Below are 20,926 nucleotides of genomic sequence, written 5' to 3' on the forward strand. Positions count from 1 at the left end.
AGGAGACGGCTGATGCAACAACCGGGCGCAGTGCGCTGGCCACAGGGCAAGCGCGGCTGTATGGCGCTGGCGTTTGACCTTGATGGTCCCACCGGCGATGCCATGTTGAATGGCAGCCTGTGGTCAACGCCAGAGTATTTCACCTTTGGCGCTTACGGGCCGTACCGCGCGCTCGGGCGTTTGCTCGATCTGCTGCGGGCGTTTCAACTGCCCGCCACCTTCTTTGTTCCCGCGTGGGTGGTGGAGCAGTGGCCGCAGCAGTGTCAGGCGATTATTGAACAGGGCCACGAAGTGGCCTATCACGGCTACCGTCATGAATCATTCTGGGCGATCTCGCCTGAAGAACAGCGGGCGGTGATGACCAAATCGGCGGCGATCTTTCAGCAATATCTCGGCATTACCGCCTGTGGTTTCCGCACGCCGTCAGGCGACTGGCATGCGGAAACGCCACAGATCCTGCGTGAAGCTGGGGTGATCTACTCCAGCAGCATGCGTGGCGACGACCGTCCATATAGCATCCCGGTGGCCGGGCATACGCCGCTGGTTGAGATCCCTGGCAAATGGGAGATGGATGATTACGCCTCATTGGCCTATACGCGCCAGCCGGACTTCCCGAAAGGCGGCGATCGTATTGCCAGCTATGCCCACACCCGCGATAACTGGCAGCGTGAATTCGATGGCGCGATGGATGAAGGCTTGTGCCTGACCACGCTGTTCCATCCGAAAATTTCCGGCCAGCCCGGGCGTTTACTGCTGCTGGAGCAGCTGTTTGAACATATGACGGCGCGTGATGATGTGTGGTTTGCGCGCTGCGATGCGGTGGCGCAGTGGTACTTGCAGGAGCAGCAGCATGACTGAATCTTCCCGCTGGCCGCTGGGCTTCCAGTCGGCGGCGATCATCACCATCGATTTTAACGATATTCACGGCATTCTGACGCAGGCTCCGGCCGTGGCGGGACGCGACAAAACCCTGTCGGTATGGCGCTATGGCACACTACGCGGCGTCGATCGTCTGTTGAACCTGCTGGCGGAAAAGCAGCTAACAGCCAGTTGGTGCTTACCGGCGGTGGTGGCGGAGGAGCAGCCAGAGCTGGTGCAACGCATTATCGCTGCCGGCCATGAAATTGCCTGTAGTGGCGATCGCCATGAAGATTTCTCCACGCTGACCCTGGAACAACAAATTGCCAGCATCACGCGGGGTTGCGACAAACTGGCGCAGGTAACCGGTCAACCGATTCAGGGTTTCCGCACCCCGGCAGGGCAGTGGAAACCGGGCCTCGCCCAGGCGTTGATTGAGCAGGGTATTCGCTGGTCCTCCAGCTGGCGCGGTGATGATTTGCCCTATTTCCACCCCGGTACCCGGCTGGTGGAACTGCCGATGCACTACACGCTGGAAGACGAACCCTATTTTGCCTTTAACCTCAGCCCGGCGATTCCACCGGGGCAGTCGCGTATTGCCCCTTACGGTGAAACCCTCGACAACCTGACCCAGGATTTTCGCGGCTTCCATCGCTTTGGCTTGTGTTATTTGCTGCGTCTGCATCCGGAAATCATCGGCACTGCCGGGCGTATCGGTCTGCTGCGATCGCTGCTCGACACGCTGCAACAACACAACGTGTGGATCGCTACCGCGCAGCAGGTGGCGGCGCATTGGCAGAGCCAGCCCGACAACGGCCCGGATCATCCGGCTGAAGTCTTCACCCGCGTCATCGGAGAGATCAATGCTTAATCAGCTGGCGAGTTTTATCGCTGAAACCCGGTTTGACCAACTGCCCACCGCGCTGGTGGAGCAGGCCAAACGTCACTTCCTCGATACCCTGGGTGCCTCGCTGGCGGGCAGTGATAGCCCGATCTGGCGCGAGTGCCTGGCGCTGGTCGAGGCCGAGGGCGGCTATGCTCAGGCGCAGGTGTGGGGCAGCGCACAACAGGTCAATGCGCGTCAGGCGGCGTGGCTGAACGGCGTTGCGGCGCACATGTACGAGCTGGATGATACCGGCGGCTGCGATCATTCCGGCGCGGTGGTGATCCCGGCGCTGCTGGCGGTGTTGCCGTTGGCACCACAGCCGGTGAGTGGTCAGGCGCTGTTAACCGCGATGGTGATCGGTTATGACATCGGTCGCCGGGTGCTGGAAGCCTGCGGTGGTTATTCAGCGCACAACGGTGCGGGCTGGCACTCCACCGCCAGCTGTGGCGTTTTCGGCGCGGCGGCGGCAGTCTGTTCGTTGCTGCAACTCAACGCGGCGCAAAGCGCCTCGGCGTTGGGCATCGCCGCCAGTTTCAGTGGCGGGTTGTGGGGCTTTATTCACGACGGCTCGCACACCAAAAAGCTGCACGCCGCACGTGCGGCGGAAGGTGGCGTGCAGGCAGCGCTGCTGGCTCAGCGAGGTATCAGCGGTCCTTCGGCAGTCTTTGAGCCACGCTGGGGTGGTTTCCTGCAAACGCTGGCGGCGGACACTCAGCAGCCCGAGGCGTTAGTGGCCGATCTGGGCGTGGTGTGGAAACTGGCACGCTGTTCGATCAAACCCTATGCCGCCTGTCGTGGCACGCATTCCGCGATTGATGCGCTGGGTATCCTGTTGCAACAGCAACCGCTGGCAACCGCGGACATTGCACGCATTGTGGTGGGGGTGAATCCGTTCCTGCTGGAGATGTGCGGCACTCGTGATGTCGCCAGCCTGGCGGCCGCGCAGATGAGTTTGCCTTACGCGCTAACGGCGCGCGCGCTGTATGGTGCGGCGGACCTCGCCAGCTATGATGACGCGAAACGCCTGCACCCTGATGCGGAAGCGCTGATGGCGCGGGTGGAGTTGGTGATCGATCCTGAACAAAGCCGGGATGCCGAACCCTGGGTACGACTGGAGACGGTGCAGGGCGCACAGTGGCAGCAGCATGTGGCGGTGCCCTCGGGTGCGCCGGCTAACCCACTGAGCCTGGACGCATTGCTGGAGAAATACCGTAGCCTCGCGGCGCGCGTACTGCCAGAAGCGCAGGTGGTGCAGTTGGAAACGGTGTGCATGGCGCTGGATGACATCCGCGATGTGAGTCAGATTACGGCGTTGCTGGCAGTCAAACACCATTAACTTTGCGCGATGAATCGCGCCGCTACACATATTTGTACCTCTCGTAGCGGCGCGATTTATCGCGCGGTTACCGTGTTGCCAGCTTCTCAACGCGTGCGATTGCCGCCAGTAAACGATCTTCCGTCACCGTTTCCGCCATATTCGCCATATCCGGCGCATGCACCGACTCACGTACAATCAGCTCCAGCTCGGCTGTGTCCAGATCGGCAATTTCAGTCAACGTTAGCGGTACACCGCAATCACGCGCCAGACGCATCTCCGCCAGCACTTCGTCATCGCTACGATGTTCCAGCGCCAGCAGGCACAGGTTACCAAAGCCCACCAACAGGCCATGGCCAAACTCGCGTGTCTTATCGCAGAAGGTAAAGCCTTCGTAGATGGCATGCGATGCCGCTGCGTGCGCACCGTTGCTCATCAGCGAGGTTAAACCGGCCCAGGTGAAAATCGCGTCCAGCACCTGATCCAACGAGCTGCCGCTCTCACCGCGCAGCACGGCGGCATAAGCGGCCGGGCCGTGTTCAGCAATCACGTCGTAACAAATCTTGCTGTGCGCCAGTGATGACAGCGCGTTACCTTCTTTGGCCGGATGGCGGGTGCTGACGGCGCGGAATTCGTACCATTTCGCCAGCGTATCGCCCAGCCCGGCGGCCAGCCAGCGCGGCGGCGCTTTTGCCAGCAGCGCGCTGTCAATCACCACGGCTGCCGGGGCTTGCGGTAGCGGGAAAATATCAAAGAAGTTGCCGTTATCATCGTAGCGAATACTCAGCGGCGTCACGGCCGAGCAAGTCGCCGCAATGGTGGGGATGGTCACTACCGGCAGGCCAAGCTGTGCCGCTACCGCTTTACAGGTATCCAGCGATTTGCCGCCGCCGACACCGATAATCACCTCCGCCTGCAATTCGGTGGCGATGGCTGCCAGCCGATTGATGTGATTGATCGAGGTTTCGCCGCCAAACCACTCCTGCGCCACCAGCGCCACATCGGCCGCCAGTAGCTGAGCGCGCACCTGCGCTTCTACCGCGTGCAGAGCCTGATGGCCGCCGATCAGCAGCGCACGCTGCCCGAGACTGGCGCAGATTGCACCCAACTGATTAATTACCCCCGCACCGCGCAATACGCGGGCCGGGAACACCAGATTCATTTGTGTCATTGCTTCTTCTCTGTGTAACGGACGCCGGGCAACACGCACAGCATCTCATAAAGGATATTGGCCGCCAGCTGTGAGGTCATGCCGCTTTGGTCATACGGCGGTGACACTTCCACCAGATCGCCACCCACCAGATTCAAACCGCGACAGCCACGCACGATCTCCAGCCCCTGCATCGAGGTCAGTCCTCCCACTTCCGGCGTACCGGTGCCGGGAGCCCAGGCGGGATCAAAGCTGTCGATATCGTAAGAAAGGTACACCGGGCCGCTACCGATCCGCGTGCGCACCTCGGCCATCAACGGCGTCAGCGAGCGATGCCAGCACTGCTCGGCGGGGATCAGCTGGAAGCCCTGATCGACCCCCCATTGAAAGTCGTCTGCGGCGTAGCCCTGCGCACGTTGCCCAATCTGCACCACGCGCTGACAATCCAGCAAGCCTTCTTCTACCGCCCGGCGAAACGTGGTGCCGTGGGCAATTTTTTCACCAAACATCTCATCATTGGTGTCGGTATGGGCATCCACGTGGATCAGCCCCATCGGGCCGTGTTTTTTTGCCAGCGCACGCAGAATCGGCAGCGTCAGAGTGTGGTCACCGCCCAGCGTCAGCGGAATCAGCGGCCATTGGTTTAGATCGCTGTAAAATTCTTCAATGATATCGACCGATTTCAGCAGGCTGTAGGTATTGATCGGCACATCGCCGAGATCGCCGACGCGCAGCGAATCAAACGGCGCTGCCCCGGTCGCCATATTATAAGGACGGATCATCACCGAATCGGCGCGGATGGCGCGCGGCCCGTAGCGGGTGCCGCTGCGCTGTGAGGTGCCGATATCCAGCGGGATACCGATAAACGCCACATCCAGATCGGCGGGGGACTCACTGGCCGGTAAACGCATCATGGTGCCGCGTCCGGCGAAACGCGGCATCTCATTGCCGCCCTGCGGTTGGGGAAAATGGGTCATGACCGGCTCCTTACATTGAACAGACGGACATCATTACCTGACGGAGCGGCGGGAAAAATCCTTGACAGCAGATAATCACTTCAGAGATTACTTAACTTTTACCGGTAATTTCTTAAGAAAAAGGGAGAGACTAACGTAGCGGCGCGATTTATCGCGCAGGCTTTTCCGCCAGCGCGCACAGGATTGCGCGATAAATCGCGCCGCTACGGAATAACATTATGCAACCGTTACCCAATCTCAAACTGCTCCAGGTCTTCGCCAGCGTGGTAGAAAACCAGGGCTATTCGCGCGCGCAGCAGGCACTGAACATGACCACCCCGGCCATCAGCGCCTATATGAGCGAACTGGAAACCCAACTGGGGTTTATTCTCTGCCAGCGGGGGCGTGGCGGCTTTACCCTGACCAGTAAAGGGGAACAGTTTTATCGTTACAGCCAGCAAATGTTGGCGACGCTGGCGGGCTGGCAGGAACAGGTGGAGACGCTGAAAAGCGCGCAGGGTGGCACCTTTTCCCTCGGCGTGGTGGATGCCACCGTTACCGACAGCACGCTGGCTTTGCCCGCGGCCATCGCCCGTTTTAATCAACGTTTTCCGGCGGTGTTTTTCAATCTCAGCGTGCGCGATCCCAATGAACTGCAACAACAATTGCTGGAAGATCGCCTCGATTTGGCCATCGGTCATTTTCCCCTGCGCGCCAGCAATCTGGTGACCATTCCGCTGTACGAAGAACAACATTGGTTATATTGCAGCCCGGATCATGCGCTGGCGCAGGGCGCGCCCGATGTGCGTACCGTGCAACAAACCGGGATGGTGACGCGGCGCTACTGGAACCAGCAGGAACTGAACAAACGCGGCTTCCGCCAGACCAATGCCTCGGTGGAAAGTATCGAGGCACAGTTGACCTTGATCCTTAGCGGACGGTTTATCGGTTATTTGCCGGAACACTACGCACGCAGTTGGGAACAGCAGGGGGCGTTGTGTCGCTTGCTGCCGCAGCATTTTCACTTCCGCGCGCCGTTCTCCTTTGCTTTCCGTCGTGGGAGGGCGCGTGAAACGCTGATCCGTGCGATGCGAGATATTCTGAATCCCGCGCGAAAAAATAGCAGCGAAAGCTGACGCTGTGGCGATACTGTGTAAAAATACAGGCCGTTTCCCGTAAGAAGTTAATGATAATGGCCCTGACAGCAGCGATAAAAAGCCAGATTGCGCAATGGTATAAGGCGCTGCAACAGCAGGTTCCTGACTTTATTCCGCGTGCACCACAGCGCCAGATGATCGCCGAAGTGGCGAAAAGTCTGGCCGGTGACGAAGGCCGTCACCTGGCGATTGAAGCGCCCACCGGGGTGGGTAAAACCCTGTCGTATCTGATCCCTGGCATTGCCGTCAGCCGTGCGGAAGAGAAGCGGCTGGTGATCAGCACCGCCAACGTGGCGTTGCAGGATCAAATCTTCAGTAAAGACCTGCCGCTACTGAAAAAAATCATTCCCGACCTCACCTTTACCGCCGCATTCGGACGTGGGCGTTATGTCTGTCCGCGCAACCTTGCTGCGCTGGCGGCCAGCGAAGACCAGCAGGGCGATTTGCTGCTGTATCTCGATGAAGAGGCGGTGACCGGCTCCAAAGAGGAGCAGAAATTGTGCGCCGGGCTGGAAAAACAGCTCAGCCGCTACCAGTGGGATGGGCTGCGCGATCATACCGATGTCGCGATCAATGACAGCCTGTGGCAGCGCCTCTCCACCGACAAAGCCAACTGTCTGGGGCATCATTGCCGCTGGTATCGTGAATGCCCGTTCTTTGTGGCACGGCGCGAGATTGAGCAGGCGGATGTGGTGGTGGCGAACCACGCGCTGGTGATGGCGGCGATGGAAAACGAATCGGTGTTGCCGCCCGCGAAACACCTGATGCTGGTACTGGACGAAGGTCATCATTTGCCGGAAGTGGCGCGTGATGCGCTGGAGATGAGCGCTGAGATCACCCCGGGCTGGAGTAGCCTGCAACTGGATCTGTTTGTGCGTCTGGTGGAGACCATCATGGCGCAGTTCCGCCCTAAATCGCCGCCGCCGCTGACTAACCCGGAGCGCCTCAAAGCGCACTGTGACGAAATGCGCGAGTTGTTGCAGACGTTGTGCAATGCGCTCAATCCGTTGCTGCCCGCCCATAATCAGCCGGGCGAATTTCGGTTTGTGCTGGGGGAGTTACCGGAAGAACTGCTGACGATGTGCGCCCGGCTGTTCAAACTCAGCGACGCGCTACGCGGTCTGGCGGAAGGGTTGCTGAATGAACTGGGCGATCAAACCGGTAAGGCCGACATCATGCGGCTGCATAAAGCCATTTTGCAGCTTAACCGTCACTTTGGCTGGTTTGAATCCATCAGCAAGCTGTGGCGACTGGCGGCCATGGCGAAGGCCTCTAATGCACCGGTCTCCAAATGGGTGACACGTGAACTGCGCGACGGTCAGGCGCATTTGTTGTTCCACTGCGCCGGGATTCGCGTCAGCGATCAGCTGGAGAAACTGCTGTGGCGCAAAATTCCTCACGTGGTGGTGACCTCTGCCACGCTGCGCTCGCTGAACAGCTTTAACCGGCTCCAGGAGATGTCCGGGTTGAACGAGAAGGCGGGCGATCGCTTTGTGGCGCTGGACTCGCCGTTCCAGCATGTCGACCAGGGCAAGTTGGTGATCCCGCAAATGCAGTATGAACCGCTGATGAGCCACGAAGCGGAACACATCGCCGAGATGGCCCGCTTTTTCCGCGCTCAGATGGCGGCAGAGAAACATAAAGGGGTGCTGGTGTTGTTCGCCAGTGGCCGTGCCATGCAACAGTTTTTGACCCACGTTACCGACTTACGCCTGTCGATGCTGGTGCAGGGTGACCAGCCACGTTATCGGCTGGTGGAGTTGCATCGTCAACGTGTGGAGCAGGGCAAGACCAGCATTCTGGTCGGTTTGCAATCCTTTGCCGAGGGGCTGGACCTGAAAGGGGACCTGCTGTCCCAGGTGCATATCCACAAAATTGCTTTTCCCCCGGTGGACAGTCCGGTAATTTTGACGGAAGGGGAGTGGCTGAAGAGCCTCAGACGCTACCCGTTTGAAGTCCAGAGTTTACCCAGTGCCTCATTTACCCTGATCCAGCAGGTCGGCCGTCTGATTCGCAGCCATCAGTGCTTCGGCGAGATCGTCATTTACGATCGACGCTTAATCAGCAAGCCATATGGTAGCCGCCTGCTGGCCGCATTGCCGGTGTTCCCGATTGAACAGCCGCCTATGCCTGAGGCGACCAGCGAACCGGTAGCGCCGCGCAAAAGGCGCGCCAGCAGAAGGAGTTGAGCATGTTGTACACGCCACGGGCGTTTAACCAGCCGGATGCGGAAGCGCAGCGTCAGCTGGTGCTACGTCATCCGCTGGGTTTGTTGCTCTCTAACGGGAGCGATGGCCCGCTGGCGACGCCGTTGCCGTTTTTATTGCAGGTCGATGCGCAGGGCGAGTGGGTATTGCAGGGGCATTTATCCCGCGCCAACCCGCACCTGAAAGCCCTGGAGGACGGCATGCCGGTGCTGGTGGTATTTCAGGGTGAACAGGGCTATATCACCCCAGCCTGGTATGAAGAGAAGGCGCGCAGCGGCAAAGCGGTGCCGACCTGGAACTACCTGACGTTACACTGCCGGGGGGCGATCACCCGACAGGATAACGCTGACTGGCTAAGGACGCGGGTCGAGCGGCTGACTGCGCAGCAGGAACAGGGGATGCCGCAGCCGTGGGCCGTGAGCGATGCCCCCGCCGCTTATATCGACAGTATGGTTAAAGCGATTGTCGGCGTGGAGATTCGCGTGACGCAACGCGAAGGTAAGTGGAAACTCAATCAAAATCGCAGCCTGACGGATCGCCAGCAGGTGACAGACGGTTTAATACAACAAAACAACTCCCCGTTGGCCGCCGAGATGCGGCGCACTCTGGAAGCGGAAACCCCTGATGGAACTGAATAAAATTATTAAAGAGATTGGGCGCGGGAAAAATCACGCGCGCGATATCGATTTTGACACCGCGCAGGCGCTGTATAGCGCAATATTGGCGGGTGAAGTGCCGGATCTTGAGCTGGGCGGTGTGCTGATCGCCCTGCGTATCAAGGGAGAAGGTGAGGCGGAGATGCGCGGCTTTTATCAGGCGATGCAGCAGCAGATGATGCGTCTGCAACCGCCCGCTGGCCGTCCGATGCCGATCGTCATTCCCAGCTATAACGGTGCCCGCCGTCAGGGCAACCTGACGCCATTACTGGCGTTGTTGCTGGTCAAACTCGGTTTTCCGGTGTTGATGCATGGCATCAGTGATGACCCGACGCGTGTGACCAGTGAAGCGGTGCTGGCGGCACTGGATATCAACCCGGTGACCACTGCGCAACAGGCGCAGGCACAGTTGGATAATGGCGCGCTGGCGTTTATCACCATCGATCATCTCTGCCCGCCGATGGCGAAACAGCTGTCGCTGCGCTGGCGTATGGGGGTGCGTAACAGCGCTCACACGCTGGCGAAACTGGCGACGCCCTTTGCTGAGCGAGCGGCGTTGCGACTGGCCAGCGTATCCCATCCCGAATATGTGCCGCGTGTCGGCAAATTCTTTCAGGATATCGATGCGCCCGGATTGCTGCTGAACGGCACCGAGGGCGAGGTCTATGCCAACCCACAGCGCTGCCCGGCGATCAGCTACATTCAGGGCGCCAATGCGCAGGCGGAAGAGTGGGTTGCGCGTCAGCCGGAGTGGGAAGTTGAACTGCCGCTATCAAAAAGCGCACTGGATACCGCTGCCTGGATTCGTGCGGTGCTGGCAGGAGAACGGGCGGTGCCGCAGGCGCTGCGTCTGCAACTGGCTTGCTGCCTGGTCGCCAGCGGCGAAAGCGCCAGCCTGGCTGACGCAGAACAGCGTCTGAGCCAGGCGGGAATTTGAGGATCAGGCTTTCACCAGCGTACTTTCCACCAACTGCTGCCAGAAGGTGATGCCGATGGGCAGCAGTTCATCATTGAAGTCGTAACCGGCGTTGTGCAGCGGGGCTGACGGCGTGGTGCCATCGGCACCCAGCCAGAAATAGGCACCCGGACAGGCTTCCAGCATACAGGCGAAATCCTCCGATGCCATGGACGGATTAACCTGCCAGTGTACCTGTTGCTCACCGAGCAAATTTACGGCTGCCTGACGTACCTGTTCAGCCGGTTGTTGATGGTTGGCGGTGACCGGATAGCCCGGATACCAGTGAATCTCACCACTGACGCCAAACGGGCGCGGCAGCGTGCTGACAAAATCCTCGATCAGGCCGCGTACCCGGTTACGCACATCGGTTTGCAGGCAGCGTACCGTGCCGCGTAACACGATTTGTTCGGGAATCACGTTAATCGCTTCGCCGCCGTGGATTTGCGTCACGCTGACCACCGCCGAAGCCAGTGGTGACAGACGGCGTGACGGAATGGTTTGCAGCGCCAAAATCAACTCGGCGGCCACCACCATCGGATCGGCACCGCTTTCCGGCATCGCCGCGTGGCAGCTCTTGCCGTGCAGGGTGATTTCAAATGAGTCGAGCGAGGCCATCATTGCCCCGGCATTGACCGCCAGCGAACCCACCGGCAAACCCGGCCAGTTATGCATCGCGTAGACCGCGTCCATCGGGAAGCGCTGGAACAAACCTTCTTCCACCATCTTGCGTGCGCCGCCCAGGTTTTCCTCGGCGGGCTGGAAGATAAAATGCACCGTACCGCTGAACTGGCGTGTCGCCGCCAGCTGACAGGCTGCCGCCAGCAGTACGGCGGTATGACCATCATGACCACAGGCATGCATCACGCCCTGACGGGTGGATTTCCACTGCGGATCGCCTTTTTCGGTGATCGGCAGCGCATCCATATCGGCACGCAGGCCAATCACTGGCCCCGGACCATTTTCCAACGTGCCAATCACCCCGGTGCCTGCCAGACCACGAAATACCTGCAAGCCGGCATCGTTCAACACCTGTGCCACCAGCTCGCTGGTACGCTGTTCCTGGTAACCCAGTTCAGGATGTTGATGAAGCTGGCGACGCCAACGCAGGGCGTTTTCCAGCAAAGCGACAGGCAGGGTCATAGGGCAGGATTCTCCATTATCAGCAGTACGTCCATGGGCAGGTACTGCAAAAAATTATCTTCTCACTGTAGTGGCAAGCGCGGGGCGGCGTCTATCGCGAAACGGGATAATTTGGCTATAGACTATAGCGAAATGGAATAAGCCTGTTCAATCCGCAGCAAGATGAATTTTATCCGCAAGGAGACCTTGGTTGTCACTGGACAAGGCGGGTTAATTCTGAATGTTTTATCAACATGTTATGAATTTCTTAACGCGCCCTGATATTTTCTTTTCTTATATATCAGTTGGATAGCGACTATGCTAACGTCCGGCCACTCTCATCACTCTGGCAGGTAAGCTTAATGAGTGCCACCGCAACGCCGCATGATGCCCTGTTCAAAAAATTTATGAGTCAGCCTGTCCTTGCCAGACAGTTTCTCGACATCCATCTGCCGCCCGTCATCCATCAGCACTGCGATCTGGATACGCTGCAACTGGTACCGACCTCCTTTATTGAACGTGATCTCAGCGCTTTTTATTCCGACGTGCTGTTCTCAATGAAGACGGATTGTGGCGAAGGATATATCTATACTCTGATTGAGCACCAAAGCACGCCTGATAAGCATATGACTTTACGCATGATGCGCTATACCATTGCCGCTATGCAGCGTCACATTGACGAGGGTCATAACGAAATTCCGCTTGTGGTACCGGTATTGTTTTATCAGGGAAAAATCAGTCCCTATCCTTACCCGATGAACTGGCTCGATTCATTCCGTGATCCAGCACTGGCAAGGCAGGTCTACTGCCATCCTTTCCCGTTGGTCGATATTACCGTGATCCCGGATGAGGAGATCATGACGCACCGGGGTATCGCGCGCATGGAAATGGCACACAAGATCATACGCCTGCGCGATATGTTGGAAAACATAGACCCGATAGCCACATTACTGTCGGTGGATTACAATGATAATCTCTCCATCGACGTGATCTTCTATCTGCTGCGCCATGGGGACACCGATGACCGGGATAAGGTCGTTGAGATATTGATGCAAGCCAAACCGCAACTTAAGGAACAGATTATGACAATTGAACAACAGTGGCGGCAGGAGTCTCTTCTGCAGGGGCTTCAGGAAGGTAAATTGCAGGTGGCGCAGCGTATGCTGCGGGAGAACGTAGATATTAAAACCATTATCAAATTCACTGGTCTGAGCGAGAAAGAGTTACAGCAGCTCCATGCCTGAATAATGCAAACGTTGCCGGGGCTGGCGGTGCGGAAAGTTACGCTATGCCGGGCAAAAAAATGGCGGGCCTGACGCCCGCCATCCAGGTTATTTCTGCATCGGCAGATTCAGCCCATGCTCCTTCGCACAAGCCTGTGCCTGTTCGTACCCCGCATCCGCATGGCGCATCACGCCGGTAGCCGGGTCGTTCCACAATACACGCGCCAGACGTACATCCGCTTCGGCGCTGCCGTCGCAGACAATCACCACTCCCGCATGCTGTGAGAAGCCCATGCCCACGCCGCCACCATGATGCAGGCTGACCCAGGTCGCGCCGCCTGCGGTGTTCAGCAGGGCGTTGAGCAGCGGCCAGTCGGATACGGCATCGGAGCCATCTTTCATCGCTTCGGTTTCACGGTTCGGTGAAGCCACGGAGCCACAATCCAGGTGGTCACGGCCAATCACAATCGGCGCTTTCAGCTCACCATTGCGCACCATCTCGTTGAACGCCAGCGCGGCTTTATGGCGCTCGCCCAGCCCCAGCCAGCAGATACGTGCCGGTAAGCCCTGGAACGCGATACGCTCCTGCGCCATATCCAGCCAGCGATGCAGGGTTTTATGGTGCGGGAACAGTTCTTTCAGTTTGGCATCGGTTTTATAGATATCTTCCGGATCGCCCGACAGCGCTACCCAGCGGAACGGGCCTTTACCTTCGCAGAACAGCGGACGGATATACGCCGGTACAAAGCCAGGGAAATCAAAGGCGTTTGCCACCCCTTCATCCAGCGCCACCTGACGGATATTGTTGCCGTAATCGACGGTCGGGATACCCATATGGCAGAAATCGAGCATCGCCTGGACATGGGTTGCCATTGAGGCGCGCGCCGCTTTTTCTACGGCTTTCGGGTTGCTGGCACGTTCGGCCTGCCAGCGATCCACATCCCAGCCAATCGGCAGGTAGCCGTTTACCGGATCATGTGCGGAGGTCTGATCGGTAACGATATCCGGTTTCATGCCGCCCGCTTTGGCGCGTTTCACCAGCTCCGGCAGGATTTCCGCCGCGTTGCCCAGCAGGCCAACTGAAATGGCTTTTTTCGCTTTGGTGGCGTCGTCGATCAGCTGTAACGCCTCGTCGAGGGTATAGGCTTTATGGTCGACATAGCGGGTGCGCAGACGGAAATCGATACGGGATTCCTGGCACTCGATCGCCAGCACACAGGCACCGGCCAGCACACCAGCCAACGGTTGGGCACCGCCCATGCCACCCAGACCGGCGGTCAGGATCCAGCGACCACTCAGGTCGTTATCGTAATGCTGACGGCCCGCTTCGACGAAGGTTTCGTAGGTGCCCTGCACGATCCCCTGAGCACCGATGTAAATCCACGAACCGGCGGTCATCTGGCCGTACATCATCAGGCCAGCTTTATCCAGCTCGTGGAAATGATCCCAGGTGGCCCAGTGCGGTACCAGGTTGGAGTTTGCCAGCAGAACACGCGGTGCGTCGGCATGGGTACGGAACACGCCCACCGGTTTGCCTGACTGGATCAGCAAGGTTTCTTCCGGCTGCAATGCGCGCAGTGAACGCAGAATCTGCTCGAAGCATTCCCAGTTGCGCGCCGCTTTACCGATGCCGCCATACACCACCAGATCTTCCGGGCGCTCGGCCACATCCGGATCAAGGTTGTTCTGGATCATGCGGTAAGCCGCTTCAATCAGCCAGTTGGCGCAGTGCAGTTCACTCCCCTGTGGGGCACGGATTTCACGGGCAACTGCCTGGGTCAGAGTTTCGCTCATCATCAGTTCCTTTATTCAACATTGGTGGTGCGCATGCTCGGCAGCAGCGCAGAAAGGGCTTCCGGCCAGGCATTGCTGCTGGCCCACAGGCGCATGGTGTCAATATCTGGCGCGAGTAAACGGTCCTGATCGAGGAAGGCGACTTGTGCGCGGATGCGGCTCATCTCCTGCTCGATGGTGTTGGAGCTTTGCAGTGGGCGATGGAAATCAATGCCCTGTGCGGCAGCCATCGCTTCAATCCCCACCACCGCGGCGGTGTTGAAGCACATGCTACCGAGACGGCGTGCAGCATAGGTCGCCATCGAAACATGGTCTTCCTGATTGGCAGAAGTCGGCAGGCTATCGACGCTGCCCGGATGGGCCAGCGATTTGTTTTCCGATGCCAGCGCCGCTGCGGTAACCTGGGCAATCATAAAGCCCGAGTTGACGCCGCCATCGCGCACCAGGAACGGCGGCAGGCCGGATAAACCGGTATCCAGCAGCAGCGCCAGGCGACGTTCGGAAATCGCGCCCACCTCGGCTACCGCCAGCGCGATGATATCGGCAGCAAAGGCCACCGGTTCGGCGTGGAAGTTACCGCCGGAAATCACATCGCCGCTGTCGCTGAACACCAGCGGGTTATCTGAGGCGGCGTTGGCTTCAATCTGCAACACGCGCGCCGCATGGCTCAGGTTGTCCAGACACGCGCCCATCACCTGCGGTACGCAGCGAATCGAGTAGGGGTCCTGTACCCGGCCACAGTTGGCGTGTGAGCTGAGAATTTCACTGCCTTCGAGTAACGCGCTGACTGCGGCGGCGACACGGATTTGTCCCTGCTGACCACGTGCCTGATGGATACGTGCATCGAAAGGTTTAATGGATCCTTTGATGGCTTCCAGTGACAGCGCCCCGGCCATCAGTCCGGCGGCAAACAGGTTTTCTCCTTCAAACAGGCCACGCAACGCCAGCGCGGTGGAGACTTGCGTACCGTTCAGCAGCGCCAGTCCCTCTTTCGGGCCGAGCACAAACGGCGTCAGGCCAACGCGAGCCAGACCTTCGGTGGCCGGGATTAACGCGCCATCAACGCGTACCTGGCCTTCACCCAACAGCATCAGCGACAGGTGTGCCAGCGGGGCGAGATCACCGGAGGCCCCCACGGAACCTTTTTCCGGGATGCACGGCATCACACCGGCATTAAACAACGCCAGCAGCGCTTCGATCAGGGCGATGCGCACACCGGAATGGCCGCGTGCCAGGCTGATGATCTTGGTGGCAACCACCAGACGGGTGACATTATCAGGCAGCAGTTCGCCAAGGCCGACGCTGTGCGACAGCACCAGATTACGTTGCAGCTCGGCAAGGCGGCTCGCCGGGATTTGCGTTTGCGCCAGTTTGCCAAAGCCGGTGTTGATGCCATACACCACGTTGCCCGAGGCCACGATGGCATCCACCGTAGCACTCGCGCGATCGATTGCCGCACGAGCTTCATCGGCCAGCGTTAATGCGACGCCACCTTGGTAAATCGCGCGCAGTGTGGCGAGGTCCACTTCACCGGGAACGAGGCGAATATTCTGAACCGAACCTGACATAGTCTACTCCTGTCTATACAAGTAAAGCGGCAATTGCCGACAACATTGACTCGTGGAAGTTTTGTCGGCGATGCCATGAATAATGCGAGTGAAGCATAAGTGTCTATTCTTGTCTATACAAGTAGCAAGCGCTGTGCCAGATTGATCACATTCTGTGAACAGCGCGCTGATGCGGATTGATATCCAGGTCGCATGGCGCTTTGCACTGTAATAAGGCAAATGCTGCACAGGCAGTGGGCTGGCTGCACTGCGGGATGTATATACATTTCCCGTCTGAGACAGTAAACTCTGGGCACTATCAGGAAAAGGAACAGGATATGGTTGAGCAAACGGCAATAGCACAACTGGCCGCGGCCATGGGTGATGAGCCTGCGCCGATTTACCAGCGCGTTAAACAGGCGATCATCAGCCAGATCCGTGAAGGTCACTGGAAGGCCAATCAACGTGTACCGTCGGAAAGCGAACTGGTTAACGAACTGGGCGTCAGCCGTATGACCATCAACCGCGCGTTACGCGAACTGACCAGCGAAGGTTTTCTGGTGCGTATGCAGGGCGTAGGCACCTTTGTCGCCGAGATGAAGGGCTACACCGCGATGCTGGAAGTGCACAATATCGCCGATGAGATCGCGCAGCGCGGTCATCGCCACAGCTGCAAAATTTTATCGCTCGGGCAGATGAAGGCAGACCCGGAGCAGGCGGCGGTACTGGGTTTATCCACCGGGCAGACGCTGTACCACTCACTGATCGTACATTACGAAAACGATATGCCGGTACAGCTGGAAGATCGTCTGGTGAATCCGCTGGTGGCACCGGATTATCTCAGCCAGGATTACCACCAGTTGACGCCCTACACCTATTTGATGCGCGTCGCGCCATTAACGGCGGGTGAGCATATTGTCGAGGCGGTATTGCCGGATCTGCGCCAGCGTAAGCATCTGGCGCTGGATGAGCACGAACCCTGCTTGCTGATCCGCCGTCAAACCTGGAGCGACACCAAAATTGTGACCTACGCGCGCCTGCTGTATCCCGGCTCGCGTTACAAGCTGCTGGGCCGTTTCAGAGGACACGGCTGAGTGCGGTAAACAACAGGCTGGCATCGGCAGAGTGCGGTGCCAGCAGCGTCTCTTCATCCAGCCACCACATCCCCTGATTGACCTCCAGCACGTCGCCTTCGCCACTTTGCCAGACACCGGACAGCACCCAGGCCACACCCTGTGTCGCCCGCACCGCTTGCTGTTGTACCGTCACCTGTGCCTGCCAGCTATCGCGCCGCGTCATGATGTTGAAATCCTGACAGGGGCTTGCGCCGATACGCGCATCGATCGCCCATTCGCCGGGAAACGCCCACGGCTGATGGCGCTGAAGTTGCTGTTCACCCTGCGCGCTGGTTAGCAACACGCTGTCTCCGTGCAGCAGGGTGATCACCCGATCAATGCCGGGGAAGGGGGAAAAGGGGCCGTCGGCAGCGATGGTGGCGATACTGGCGCGCCAGGCAAAATCCGCCGCGCCGGGCGGATAGCTGATGATCTCGCGCGTTTCACCGCCGCCGTTGCGCCAGCGGCTGACCGGTAAGCTGTCGTAAGCGAAACGGGTTCTCATCGTAACGCCCTCATGGCTGCGGCAAAGCGTGCGGCACAGGCCTCTTCTGCCGGATGCTGCCCCTGTTCGACCACCGCATGACCGGCTACATACACATCGCGAATCTGTTCACGCTGACCGGCAAAGAGCCAGCGGTTGAGCAGCGAGGCACTCTCCACGCTACTGAGCCAGGCATCAGCTTTCAGAACTAACCAGTCGGCGCGTTTGCCAACCGCCAGTTCACCGGTAGGGATGCCACAGGCTTGCGCGCCACCCTGTGCCGCCTGCTGCCATAGCAGGTCGCCCACCGAAGCCTGGTGGGGGGTGGTGATGCGGTTACGGCGGCGATCGCGCAGCCGTTGACCGTACTCCAGCCAGCGCAACTCTTCCAGCGTACTCAGCGACACGTGGCTGTCGGAGCCAATGCCCCAGCGACCGCCGCGGGCAATGTACTCCACCGCCGGGAAAATACCGTCACCGAGGTTGGCTTCCGTGGTCGGACACAAACCGGCCACTGCACCGCTGGCGGCCAGACGCGTGATTTCATCATCGTCGAGATGAGTCGCGTGGATCAGACACCAACGTTGATCGACGGCAAAGCGATTCAGCAACCACGCCACCGGACGCTCGCCGCTCCACGCCAGGCTGTCGTTGACTTCTTTTTCCTGCTCCGCCACATGAATATGCACCGGCAGGTGAGTGGGGCTGGCGGCCAGGACCTCGTGCATCTGCGCTTCATTCACCGCGCGCAGCGAGTGGAAGCACAGGCCGTGATTAAACAGCGGTTTGTCAGCGACCCAGCTTGCCAGTCGTTGTTGTTGTTGCAGATAGGCGTCAGTTTGCTGAATAAAGCGGCGCTGGCCGTCACTGGCCGGTTGCGAACCAAAACCGCTGTAGCTGTAGAGTACCGGCAGCAATGTCTGGCCGATCCCGGCGGTTTCAGCGGCGGCCATCAGCTGTTGCAGCATATCGTCATGTGGATAGGCTTTCCCGGCACCATCGTGATGCAGATAGTGGAACTCCGCTACCTGGCTGTAGCCGCCTTTCAGCATCTCGATATACAGCAGCGCGGCGATATCACCCACCTGCTCGGGCGACAGCCGTTGCACCATGCGGTACATCAGATCGCGCCAGGTCCAGAAACTGTCCTGCGGATCACCGGCGACTTCCGCCAGTCCGGCCATGGCGCGTTGAAATGCATGTGAATGCAGATTGGCAATCGCCGGGATCACCGGCCCAGTCAGGCGCGTGGCGCTACCCGGTTCGCTGTTGGGGGTGAGATCGGTAATCACTCCGGAAGCATTAACAGAAATCAGCACTTGCTCATGCCAGCCATCGGCCAGCAATGCCCTGGGGGCAAAAAAAGTCGTCATGGTTGATCCTACACGGCGGTTGGTTGTATATACATATACATACTTTGATGAGCAGTGTAAATCGCCAAAGGCGAAGGGGACACGGGGGATGGCAGAAGCGAAGCAGATCGACAGCCTGTGGTTGGGCGCGGATATTGTGACCATGCGCGAAGGCCGCTACAACCTGATTGCCGACGGTGCGCTGGCGGTGGACCAGGGCAAGCTGGTATGGGTAGGGCCGCGCAGTGAGCTACCGGCGTTTAACGCGCGGCAGCAACACCACTTTGACGGTGGCATCATCACGCCGGGCCTGGTGGATTGCCACACCCATCTGGTATTTGGCGGTGACCGCAGCGCAGAATTTGAACAGCGCCTGAACGGGGTCAGCTATGCTGAGATTGCCGCGCAGGGCGGCGGCATCCTTTCCACGGTACGCGCCACGCGAGCAGCGACACAGGAAGAACTGGTGGCTGCGGCGCGCTGGCGGCTGGATCGTCTGCTGGCGGAAGGCGTGACCACGGTTGAGATCAAGTCCGGTTATGGGCTGGATGAAGCCAGCGAGCTGACAATGCTGCGCGCGATTCGCCAGCTGGCGCAAAGTGTCCCTGCTGATGTGCTGGCGACCTGTCTGGCCGCGCACAGCTTCCCACCCGAGTTCAAAGACAACCCGCAAGGCTGGGTGGATATTATTTGCGAGCGACTGCTGCCGCAGGTGCAGGCGGAAGGGCTGGCGGATGCGGTAGACGCGTTCTGCGAACATCTGGCGTTCTCACCACAGCAGGTCCGCCAGGTTTTTGATAAAGCGCAAGCGTTGGGGATGCCGATCAAACTGCACGCCGAGCAGCTCTCCTCACTGGGCGGCGCGGCGCTGGCGGCCAGTTATGGTGCTCTGTCGGCAGACCATCTGGAATACGCCACCGAGAGCGACGTGCAGGCCATGGCGCAACATGGCACGGTCGCCGTCCTGCTGCCGGGCGCATTTTATCTGCTGCGCGAAACGCAACGGCCACCGGTGGCGCTGTTTCGTCAGTACGGCGTACCGATGGCGCTGGCCAGCGATGCCAACCCCGGCACCTCACCGGCGCTGTCGCTGCGCCTGATGTTGAATATGGGTTGCACGCTGTTTGGCATGACGCCGGAAGAGGCGCTGGCAGGTGTGACCCTGTGGGGCGCACAGGCGCTGGGGTTACAGCAGACGCAGGGTTCGCTGGAGTCAGGCAAAGTGGCGAATTTTGTCCACTGGCCGCTGGCGCGTCCGGCGGAACTGGTTTATTGGTTGGGCGGCGAATTGCCGTGCCAGGTTATCTATCGTGGAGAAGCGCAATGACACCGTTTCATTTTACCGAAGGGAAGCTGCCGCTGCTGGTCAGCATTCCGCACGCCGGGACGCAGCTAACGCCAGAAGTCGATGCCGGGTTAAGCGATGCCGCCCGGGGTTTGCCGGATACCGACTGGCACATTCCGCTGCTGTACGATTTTGTGCGCGATCTGGGTGCCAGCGTGCTGATTGGGCACTACTCACGTTTTGTCATTGATCTGAACCGTCCACCGGACAATCAGCCGTTGTACACCACCGCCACCACCGGTCTGTACCCGGAGACACTGTTTGATGGCACCCCGACCTTTGCGCCGGGCAAAACGCCGACGGCGGAGCAGCGTCAGGGTTATCTGGATCAGATCTGGCACCCGTATCATCAGCAGATTCAGCAGGAGCTGGCGCGTCTGAAGGCGCAGCACGGCTACGCGCTGTTGTTTGATGCTCACTCCATCGCCTCGGTGATCCCGCGTCTGTTTGAGGGGCGTCTGCCAGATTTGAATATCGGGACCAATGAAGGCAGCAGTTGCTCACCGGCGGTGACGGCAGCGATTGAGGCAGTGTGCGCGGCCCAAACCGAATACCGTTGGGTGGTCAATGGACGCTTTAAGGGCGGTTATATCACCCGTGCCTATGGGCAGCCAGCGCAGGGCGTGCAGGCGGTACAGCTGGAACTGGCACAGATTAATTATATGGATGAAACGCCACCGTTCGCCTGGCAGCAGGCCCGGGCTGCGCAGTTGCAGAAGGTACTGAAACCGCTGTTGCAGGCGTTTTTGCAGCAGGGTAAAGCGTAAAACCCGCACGATAAATTGTGCCGCTACCTATGTTTGC

General features: G+C 59.2%; 18 protein-coding genes. 11 read left to right on the forward strand and 7 right to left on the reverse strand.

Going from position 1 to position 20,926, the window contains the following annotated elements; translation table 11 throughout:
• Positions 1-12: 12 nt before the first annotated feature.
• The 3 genes from PAT9B_RS06230 to PAT9B_RS06240 are packed head-to-tail and all read left to right on the forward strand — an operon-like array spanning position 13 to position 3,080.
• Positions 13-858, forward strand: a complete 846-nt coding sequence (locus PAT9B_RS06230) for a polysaccharide deacetylase (RefSeq protein ID WP_013508408.1) — start codon at positions 13-15, stop codon at positions 856-858.
• Complete coding sequence (locus PAT9B_RS06235; protein ID WP_013508409.1) at positions 851-1,729, forward strand: polysaccharide deacetylase; 879 nt, start codon at positions 851-853, stop codon at positions 1,727-1,729. The genes PAT9B_RS06230 and PAT9B_RS06235 overlap by 8 nt, the downstream gene beginning before the upstream one ends.
• Positions 1,722-3,080, forward strand: coding sequence for an MmgE/PrpD family protein (locus PAT9B_RS06240; protein WP_013508410.1), 1,359 nt, complete (start codon positions 1,722-1,724; stop codon positions 3,078-3,080). The genes PAT9B_RS06235 and PAT9B_RS06240 overlap by 8 nt, the downstream gene beginning before the upstream one ends.
• Before the next feature lie 67 nt (positions 3,081-3,147).
• On the opposite strand, the gene PAT9B_RS06245 is transcribed toward PAT9B_RS06240, so the two are convergent.
• Positions 3,148-4,230: an iron-containing alcohol dehydrogenase family protein gene (locus tag PAT9B_RS06245; RefSeq protein WP_013508411.1), complete on the reverse strand. Its 1,083-nt coding sequence runs from the start codon at positions 4,228-4,230 to the stop codon at positions 3,148-3,150.
• A complete protein-coding gene (gene speB, locus PAT9B_RS06250; RefSeq protein ID WP_013508412.1) occupies positions 4,227-5,186 on the reverse strand; it encodes an agmatinase in 960 nt (319 codons plus the stop codon). Before speB ends, PAT9B_RS06245 begins: the two co-directional genes overlap by 4 nt.
• A 218-nt stretch (positions 5,187-5,404) precedes the next feature.
• Here speB and PAT9B_RS06255 point away from each other — a divergent pair, with 218 nt between their 5' ends.
• Genes PAT9B_RS06255 through ybiB form a run of 4 tightly spaced genes read left to right on the forward strand, consistent with a single transcriptional unit; the run spans position 5,405 to position 10,122 of the window.
• Positions 5,405-6,301, forward strand: coding sequence for a LysR family transcriptional regulator (locus tag PAT9B_RS06255; protein WP_013508413.1), 897 nt, complete (start codon positions 5,405-5,407; stop codon positions 6,299-6,301).
• A gap of 56 nt (positions 6,302-6,357) precedes the next feature.
• Positions 6,358-8,511 (forward strand): ATP-dependent DNA helicase DinG, encoded by a 2,154-nt coding sequence (gene dinG, locus PAT9B_RS06260; RefSeq protein WP_013508414.1) that lies wholly within the window; start codon positions 6,358-6,360, stop codon positions 8,509-8,511.
• Between the two features lie 2 nt (positions 8,512-8,513).
• Positions 8,514-9,167 carry an FMN-binding negative transcriptional regulator gene (locus PAT9B_RS06265; RefSeq protein ID WP_013508415.1) on the forward strand — a complete coding sequence of 218 codons (654 nt, stop codon included), beginning with the start codon at positions 8,514-8,516 and terminating at the stop codon, positions 9,165-9,167.
• Positions 9,154-10,122, forward strand: a complete 969-nt coding sequence (gene ybiB, locus PAT9B_RS06270) for a DNA-binding protein YbiB (RefSeq protein WP_013508416.1) — start codon at positions 9,154-9,156, stop codon at positions 10,120-10,122. Before PAT9B_RS06265 ends, ybiB begins: the two co-directional genes overlap by 14 nt.
• A gap of 3 nt (positions 10,123-10,125) precedes the next feature.
• Here the strand turns inward: ybiB and PAT9B_RS06275 are convergent, their stop codons facing one another.
• Positions 10,126-11,283, reverse strand: coding sequence for a M20 aminoacylase family protein (locus PAT9B_RS06275; protein WP_013508417.1), 1,158 nt, complete (start codon positions 11,281-11,283; stop codon positions 10,126-10,128).
• Positions 11,284-11,624: 341 nt separating this feature from the next.
• Between PAT9B_RS06275 and PAT9B_RS06280 the strand changes: the two genes are divergently transcribed.
• On the forward strand, positions 11,625-12,506 hold the full coding sequence (locus PAT9B_RS06280; RefSeq protein WP_013508418.1) for an Rpn family recombination-promoting nuclease/putative transposase: 882 nt from the start codon (positions 11,625-11,627) through the stop codon (positions 12,504-12,506).
• Positions 12,507-12,593: 87 nt separating this feature from the next.
• On the opposite strand, the gene hutU is transcribed toward PAT9B_RS06280, so the two are convergent.
• Positions 12,594-14,279 (reverse strand): urocanate hydratase, encoded by a 1,686-nt coding sequence (hutU, locus tag PAT9B_RS06285; RefSeq protein WP_013508419.1) that lies wholly within the window; start codon positions 14,277-14,279, stop codon positions 12,594-12,596.
• An 11-nt stretch (positions 14,280-14,290) separates the two neighbouring features.
• The gene (hutH, locus tag PAT9B_RS06290) at positions 14,291-15,847 is read right to left on the reverse strand and encodes a histidine ammonia-lyase (RefSeq protein WP_013508420.1); all 1,557 of its coding nucleotides are present in this window, start codon (positions 15,845-15,847) and stop codon (positions 14,291-14,293) included.
• A gap of 317 nt (positions 15,848-16,164) precedes the next feature.
• Here hutH and hutC point away from each other — a divergent pair, with 317 nt between their 5' ends.
• Positions 16,165-16,920 carry a histidine utilization repressor gene (hutC, locus tag PAT9B_RS06295; protein WP_013508421.1) on the forward strand — a complete coding sequence of 252 codons (756 nt, stop codon included), beginning with the start codon at positions 16,165-16,167 and terminating at the stop codon, positions 16,918-16,920.
• Here hutC and PAT9B_RS06300 read toward each other — a convergent pair.
• Positions 16,904-17,446 carry a HutD family protein gene (locus tag PAT9B_RS06300; RefSeq protein WP_013508422.1) on the reverse strand — a complete coding sequence of 181 codons (543 nt, stop codon included), beginning with the start codon at positions 17,444-17,446 and terminating at the stop codon, positions 16,904-16,906. The two genes, hutC and PAT9B_RS06300, sit on opposite strands and share 17 nt — an antisense overlap.
• Positions 17,443-18,798 (reverse strand): formimidoylglutamate deiminase, encoded by a 1,356-nt coding sequence (locus tag PAT9B_RS06305; protein ID WP_013508423.1) that lies wholly within the window; start codon positions 18,796-18,798, stop codon positions 17,443-17,445. The genes PAT9B_RS06300 and PAT9B_RS06305 overlap by 4 nt, the downstream gene beginning before the upstream one ends.
• An 88-nt stretch (positions 18,799-18,886) precedes the next feature.
• On the opposite strand from PAT9B_RS06305, the gene hutI reads away from it, so the two are divergent.
• Positions 18,887-20,104 carry an imidazolonepropionase gene (gene hutI, locus PAT9B_RS06310; protein WP_013508424.1) on the forward strand — a complete coding sequence of 406 codons (1,218 nt, stop codon included), beginning with the start codon at positions 18,887-18,889 and terminating at the stop codon, positions 20,102-20,104.
• Positions 20,101-20,889, forward strand: a complete 789-nt coding sequence (gene hutG, locus PAT9B_RS06315; protein WP_013508425.1) for an N-formylglutamate deformylase — start codon at positions 20,101-20,103, stop codon at positions 20,887-20,889. Before hutI ends, hutG begins: the two co-directional genes overlap by 4 nt.
• Positions 20,890-20,926 lie beyond the last annotated feature (37 nt).

The organism is Pantoea sp. At-9b (genome assembly GCF_000175935.2).
Classification (GTDB): Bacteria; Pseudomonadota; Gammaproteobacteria; order Enterobacterales; family Enterobacteriaceae; genus Pantoea.

Bases quoted from the DNA above. Each gene is read 5' to 3' on its own strand.
- PAT9B_RS06230 (WP_013508408.1), top strand. From the start codon at position 13: ATGCAACAACCGGGCGCAGTGCGCTGGCCACAGGGCAAGCGCGGCTGT.
- PAT9B_RS06235 (WP_013508409.1), top strand. From the start codon at position 851: ATGACTGAATCTTCCCGCTGGCCGCTGGGCTTCCAGTCGGCGGCGATC.
- PAT9B_RS06240 (WP_013508410.1), top strand. From the start codon at position 1,722: ATGCTTAATCAGCTGGCGAGTTTTATCGCTGAAACCCGGTTTGACCAA.
- PAT9B_RS06245 (WP_013508411.1), bottom strand. From the start codon at position 4,230: ATGACACAAATGAATCTGGTGTTCCCGGCCCGCGTATTGCGCGGTGCG.
- speB (WP_013508412.1), bottom strand. From the start codon at position 5,186: ATGACCCATTTTCCCCAACCGCAGGGCGGCAATGAGATGCCGCGTTTC.
- PAT9B_RS06255 (WP_013508413.1), top strand. From the start codon at position 5,405: ATGCAACCGTTACCCAATCTCAAACTGCTCCAGGTCTTCGCCAGCGTG.
- dinG (WP_013508414.1), top strand. From the start codon at position 6,358: ATGGCCCTGACAGCAGCGATAAAAAGCCAGATTGCGCAATGGTATAAG.
- PAT9B_RS06265 (WP_013508415.1), top strand. From the start codon at position 8,514: ATGTTGTACACGCCACGGGCGTTTAACCAGCCGGATGCGGAAGCGCAG.
- ybiB (WP_013508416.1), top strand. From the start codon at position 9,154: ATGGAACTGAATAAAATTATTAAAGAGATTGGGCGCGGGAAAAATCAC.
- PAT9B_RS06275 (WP_013508417.1), bottom strand. From the start codon at position 11,283: ATGACCCTGCCTGTCGCTTTGCTGGAAAACGCCCTGCGTTGGCGTCGC.
- PAT9B_RS06280 (WP_013508418.1), top strand. From the start codon at position 11,625: ATGAGTGCCACCGCAACGCCGCATGATGCCCTGTTCAAAAAATTTATG.
- hutU (WP_013508419.1), bottom strand. From the start codon at position 14,279: ATGAGCGAAACTCTGACCCAGGCAGTTGCCCGTGAAATCCGTGCCCCA.
- hutH (WP_013508420.1), bottom strand. From the start codon at position 15,847: ATGTCAGGTTCGGTTCAGAATATTCGCCTCGTTCCCGGTGAAGTGGAC.
- hutC (WP_013508421.1), top strand. From the start codon at position 16,165: ATGGTTGAGCAAACGGCAATAGCACAACTGGCCGCGGCCATGGGTGAT.
- PAT9B_RS06300 (WP_013508422.1), bottom strand. From the start codon at position 17,446: ATGAGAACCCGTTTCGCTTACGACAGCTTACCGGTCAGCCGCTGGCGC.
- PAT9B_RS06305 (WP_013508423.1), bottom strand. From the start codon at position 18,798: ATGACGACTTTTTTTGCCCCCAGGGCATTGCTGGCCGATGGCTGGCAT.
- hutI (WP_013508424.1), top strand. From the start codon at position 18,887: ATGGCAGAAGCGAAGCAGATCGACAGCCTGTGGTTGGGCGCGGATATT.
- hutG (WP_013508425.1), top strand. From the start codon at position 20,101: ATGACACCGTTTCATTTTACCGAAGGGAAGCTGCCGCTGCTGGTCAGC.